The 5017-nt window shown below is 68.2% G+C and carries 7 protein-coding genes and 1 tRNA gene; 2 read left to right on the forward strand and 6 right to left on the reverse strand.

Features of this window, described 5'->3' with window-relative positions; genetic code table 11:
- The 5 genes from LOY02_RS17730 to LOY02_RS17750 all read right to left on the reverse strand — a co-directional run.
- On the reverse strand, positions 1 to 449 hold a 449-nt coding region (locus LOY02_RS17730), incomplete at its 3' end, for a PstC family ABC transporter permease (RefSeq protein WP_410505973.1).
- 16 nt (positions 450 to 465) lie between these two features.
- Positions 466 to 1437, reverse strand: coding sequence for a PstS family phosphate ABC transporter substrate-binding protein (locus LOY02_RS17735; RefSeq protein WP_317183696.1), 972 nt, complete (start codon positions 1435 to 1437; stop codon positions 466 to 468).
- 179 nt (positions 1438 to 1616) lie between these two features.
- Positions 1617 to 2615, reverse strand: a complete 999-nt coding sequence (locus tag LOY02_RS17740) for an inorganic phosphate transporter (protein ID WP_317183697.1) — start codon at positions 2613 to 2615, stop codon at positions 1617 to 1619.
- Positions 2615 to 3238, reverse strand: coding sequence for a DUF47 domain-containing protein (locus tag LOY02_RS17745; protein WP_317183698.1), 624 nt, complete (start codon positions 3236 to 3238; stop codon positions 2615 to 2617). The genes LOY02_RS17740 and LOY02_RS17745 overlap by 1 nt, the downstream gene beginning before the upstream one ends.
- A 127-nt stretch (positions 3239 to 3365) precedes the next feature.
- Entirely contained in the window at positions 3366 to 3554 is a 189-nt protein-coding gene (locus tag LOY02_RS17750; protein ID WP_317183699.1) for a hypothetical protein, read from the reverse strand.
- A gap of 108 nt (positions 3555 to 3662) precedes the next feature.
- Between LOY02_RS17750 and LOY02_RS17755 the strand changes: the two genes are divergently transcribed.
- Positions 3663 to 3896 carry a hypothetical protein gene (locus tag LOY02_RS17755; RefSeq protein WP_317183700.1) on the forward strand — a complete coding sequence of 78 codons (234 nt, stop codon included), beginning with the start codon at positions 3663 to 3665 and terminating at the stop codon, positions 3894 to 3896.
- Between the two features lie 224 nt (positions 3897 to 4120).
- On the opposite strand, the gene LOY02_RS17760 is transcribed toward LOY02_RS17755, so the two are convergent.
- A complete protein-coding gene (locus LOY02_RS17760) occupies positions 4121 to 4732 on the reverse strand; it encodes a hypothetical protein (RefSeq protein ID WP_317183701.1) in 612 nt (203 codons plus the stop codon).
- A 213-nt stretch (positions 4733 to 4945) separates the two neighbouring features.
- On the opposite strand from LOY02_RS17760, the gene LOY02_RS17765 reads away from it, so the two are divergent.
- Positions 4946 to 5017: transfer RNA gene (locus tag LOY02_RS17765), tRNA-Lys, on the forward strand.

The following is a 5017-nucleotide window of genomic DNA, read 5'->3' on the forward strand; positions in this document are numbered from 1 at the left end:
GTGAGCGCGAAGAGACCGTAGACGATCGTCGGCACGCCGGCGAGGATCTCGAGGATCGGCTTGAGGATCTTGCGCAACCGCGGGGACGCGTACTCGGACAGGAGCATGGCGGCGCCGAGCCCGATCGGGACCGCGACGAAGAGCGCGATCGCCGTCGTCCACAGGGTTGCCGTGATGAGCGGGATCACGCCGAAGGTGGCCGGCTCGAACCGTGGCGCCCAGCGGGTCCCGAAGAGGAAGTCCCCGATGCTCACCTCGCGGAAGAAGCCGAGGGCAGGCAGCAGAAGGGCGAAGAGGATGCCCAGGGTCGTCAAGACCGTGAGCAGCGCCGACAGGCGCAGGGACCAGACGATGGCCGTCTCGACCGGTCGCTTGCGTCCCTTGAGGGAAGGGCCGGCCCGGCCCGCGCTGGTGCGCGAGCCGGACCGGGACTCCGTGTGGGAGGTCACGTCGTGTGACCGCGTCTCACTGAACGGCCGCGGCCAGCTGGTCGGCCGCGGTCTTCTTCTGCTCGTCGGTCAGCGGGACGAAGCCGGCCTCAGCCGCGATGTCGACGGAGTTCTCGACGTAGTAGGTGACGAAGTCCTTCACCTGCGGCTTCTCCGCGACGCTCTTGTTTGAGACGTAGATGAACAGCGGGCGGCCGAGCGGGGAGTAGCTGCCATCCTGCACGGTCTCCTTCGACGGCGTCACGCAACCCTCGCCCCCGTCGATCTGGACGAGCTTGACGGCGTCCTTGTTCTCCTCAGCGTAGGACAGGCCGAAGAAGCCCATCGCGCCCTTGGCGCCCTGGACGCCCTGCACGGTGATGTTGTCGTCCTCGGAGGGGCTGTAGTCCGTGCGGATCGCGCCCTCCTCACCGTTGATCTCGTCGGTGAAGTAGTCGAACGTGCCCGAGTCGGTGCCGGCGCCGAAGAGGGCGAGCTCCTCCTTGGGGAAAGACGGGTCGACCTGGTCCCACGTCATGACCTTGCCTTCCGACTCCGGCGCCCAGATCGTGCTGAGCTGCTCGACCGTGAGGCACTGAGCCCAGTCGTTCTCGGGGTTGACGACGACCGAGAGCCCGTCGTTGGAGATGATGATCTCACTGTAGGCGACCCCGTTCTTCTCGCACTCGGCCTTCTCCTCGTCCTTGATCGGACGGGAGGCGTCAGAGATGTCGGTCTCGCCGGAGCAGAACTTCTTGAAGCCGCCGCCGGTGCCGGACGTCGCAACGGTGACGTTCACACCGGGCGCCTCGTCGCGATACCCCGTCGCGGCAGCCTCGCTCAAGGGCGCCACGGTGGAGGAGCCGTCGATCGCGACGGCGCCGCTCAGGCCGCCATTGCCCCCGGTGCTGCCGCTGCCACTGTTCGTGTTGTCCTGGCCGCCGCACGCGGCGAGGGTGAGGGATGCGGCGGCGATGACGGCCGCAATGGAGGTGGTCCGCTTGTTCACGATGATCCTTTCATCGTCCCGGCCACGAGCGCCGGGATGAGGTGACGTTCCCATTTGGGGTCATCTGGATGAAAGAGGCCGTTGGTGAACGGACGGTGAACGGCGAGGGGCGCAGCGGTGCTGTCCTCGTGCACAGTCGTGACGCCGGGCCGTCGGGTCTGGGGCCCGGTGGTGCTCCATCAGTGGAAGAGCATGCTGATCCAGTAGAGCGTCACGGCCGCGAGCCCGGCGCCCGGGAAGGTGAGGACCCACGCGCCGACGATGTTGCCGGCGACGCCCCACCGCACCGCGGTGAAACGCTTCGTCCAGCCCACCCCCATGATCGCGGAAGTGATGGTGTGTGTCGTGGAGATCGGGGCGCCGAAGCCCATCCCCGCGACGTAGAGGATCGACGAAGCCGTCAGTTCTGCGGCGAAGCCCTGTGGAGGGGTCATGTGGATGATCCGCCGGCCCAGCGTGCGCATGATCCGCCACCCGCCTGAGTAGGTGCCGAGGGCGATGAAGGTCGCGGAGAGGAGCAGCACCCAGAACGGGATGCCGTCCCCGGTGTGGTAACCGGTGATGTTGAGCGTGAGGACGATGACGCCCGCCGTCTTGGCAGCGTCCTGCAGCCCGTGACCGAAGGCCATCGCTGCGGCCGAGGCCGTCTGGGCCCAACGGAACCCGCGGGAGACGCGGGCGGGGTTCGCTCGCCGGAAGGCCCAGAGGATCCCCGTCATGACGAGGTAACCGAGGGCAATGCCAGCGAGCGGGGAAAGAATCATGGGAATGATGACCTTGCTCACGACCGTGTCCCACTGCACCGCCACACCGGCGGCGATGGCAGCGCCGCCGAGTCCGCCGATCAGGGCGTGCGACGACGAGGACGGGAGTCCGAACCACCACGTGATGAGGTTCCAGCTGATCGCACCCAGGACGGCCGACGCGATGATCCAGAGGCCGTTGGGGCCGGAGGGGTTCTCGATGATTCCGGAGCCGATGGTCTTGGCCACCTTCGTGCCGAAGAAGGCCCCGACGAGGTTCATGATCGCCGCCATGACGAGCGCGACGCGAGGCGTCAGAGCGCGCGTGGACACCGAGGTGGCGATGGCGTTGGCGGCGTCGTGGAAGCCGTTGGTGTAGTCGAAGGTCAGCGCGATGGCGATGACCACGATGACCGCAAGGAGCTCGAGCTCCATCAGGACTCCTTGACCGCGATCCCCTCGATGGTATGGGCCACCTTCTCGAAGGAGTCCGCGGCGTTCTCGAACCCGTCGATGATCCCCTTCATCTTGATGACGTGCACGGCGTCATCGGTCGAGTTGTTGAACAGCTCGGCCAGCATCTTGCGGTGCAGCTTGTCGGCCTGGTTCTCCAGCCGGTTGATCTCGATCCAGTAGGCGGGCAGGTCCTTGAGCCCCCGCAGCCTCGGCATCGCCTCCGCGGTGATCTCGGACATGCGCGAGAGGATCTCGAACTGCTCGGCCATCCCTGAGGGGAACTCACCGATGCGATACAGGACGATGAGGTCCGCAGTCTCCTCGATGTGGTCCATGCAGTCGTCGAGGTTCGCCGCAAGGTTGTGGATGTCCTCACGGTCGAAGGGCGTGATGAACGAGCTGTTGACCTTGTTGATCAGCTCGTGGGTCGCCTCGTCGCATTCGTGCTCGAGGGTGCGAAGCCGTTCGGCGACGGCGTTCCTCTCCGATGGCTGCACCTCGAGGAGTCGGGTGAGCTCTCGCGTCGCATCGACGAGGAGTCCCGCGGATGTCGCAAAGAGGGAGAAGAAGCTCGTGTCCTGGGGGGTCAGGCGAAAGGCCACGGGGGTGACTCCGGTCCATCGGCAGTTGGTCGGGACGATGCTATTGCCCCGGAGACACCTCAGCGCAAACTGGTGGTCGTCATAACTTCACCTGCGGACACCGCAGGGACGAGTCGCCGCAGGGACCTCAGACCTCGGTGTCGTCCAGGCCGGTCGTCGGCTCGGTGTCCTCGGTGCCGATCCCGAGGAGGGCGTCGACCTCGTCGGGCGTGAAGTGACGGGTGCTCGTGGACGCCGCGACGACGAGATCACTGACGAGCTCGATCTCGTCGGCCAAGGCCCCATCGACCAGATCGTTGGTGCGGTCGTCACTCATGGGGCAAGGGTAGATCCCCGCGGGCGGTCGTGGGGCACAAGGGTCGACTCCCTCCCATCTCCATCCGATGTGCTCAGACCACCCCTGAGGGGAGGGCATCATGGAGGCATGGCCCCCGGTGCCGACCCCGAGCCTGCCGAGGTTCCCAGCTGGACTGCGACCGAGCGAGGTGCGTTCATGTTCGGGTGCTGCGACCGCTGTGGCTTCCAGAGCCCCGGTCGCCGAGCCCGCTACTCCGTGGAGTCGGACATGCGCGCCCACGCGCTCCTCTGCGGACCGGCGCACCTTGCCGAGGACCCAGCCGAGTCCAGCTCGCCCGCACCGGCCGCCGTGGACGGCTGACCCGAACGGGAAGTGTTGCGCCGGGCCGGGAGCGCCTCTCGGCACAGGGCCGCTCGGAGCGGCTGAATTTGGGACCCGGGGCTACCGCGACCCGACGCCCGTCAAGGATAGGTGCCGCCGGCGCCTTCACCAAGCCCCAATCCACAGCCCACCCAGCCCGGCAACCACGGGCACGTATGCCGCTCCGCCGGCTCAGCGGCATACGACCCCCCGTGGTGGGTGGCTCAGTCCAAGGCCTCCGCGCGCCACAGCCGCGCACCGGCCGTGAGGTCCTCTGCCATGACGAGGAGGTTCGCCGCGTGCTCGGCCGACTCGCTCCCCGCGGAGATGTCGGCGCGCCCCGCGGACACGACCCGGCAGAACGCCGCTGCGCGCTCCAGCGCGATGGCCAGGTCGCCGCTGAAGACCCCACGGAGGATCTCGTCGACGAGCCGCTCCATCTCGGCCGGGCCCGGCGGCTCCGCGACCCCTGCGACCGCGTGGTTGGGCGTTGTGAAGCGGATCCCCGCGGCGTACTCCCGGCTCGCCTCGACCGGGAAGCGGCGCACCCACTCGCGCAGGACGTAGAGCCGCCACAGGCTGCCCGGCAGGCTTCGAGCCGGGCGCTGCGACCACAGCTCCGCCAGGGTGGACAGGCCGATGTCGTCGACGATGGCGACGAGGCGCTCGGTCACGTCGGGGTCCGTCGCCGCCCGCCCGGCGCGGACGAGGGCCGCCGCCGTCTCGTGGGCAACGTGGATCTCCTCCGTCGGGTCGTAGGCGCCGCCGTGCGCCTCGAGCGCCGAGGGACTGAAGAAGGCCGGACGCCTCGGGCCCCGCCGCTCGCTCTCGCTCATCCCGGCAGGCTAACCCGGCGCGGCGACTCTGGGGAGGTCGCACGGCGCACCAACACGCCCTCTCAGCCGTGGCGGAGTTGGAGCGCAGTGCGGCGTTCCCGTGAACCAGGCCAACTCAGCCCCGGCGGAGATGGCGTGTTACCGCGCGTTTCGAGGGCTCGCAGGAACGACGTAGACTCCCACCGTGCTCCGGTCGGGTGACCTGCCGGGCACGGGCCTCTAGCTCAGTGGGTAGAGCATCGGACTTTTAATCCGCCGGTCGTCGGTTCGAGCCCGACGGGGCCC

This window comes from Intrasporangium sp. (assembly GCF_032907665.1).
GTDB lineage: Bacteria > Actinomycetota > Actinomycetes > Actinomycetales > Dermatophilaceae > Intrasporangium.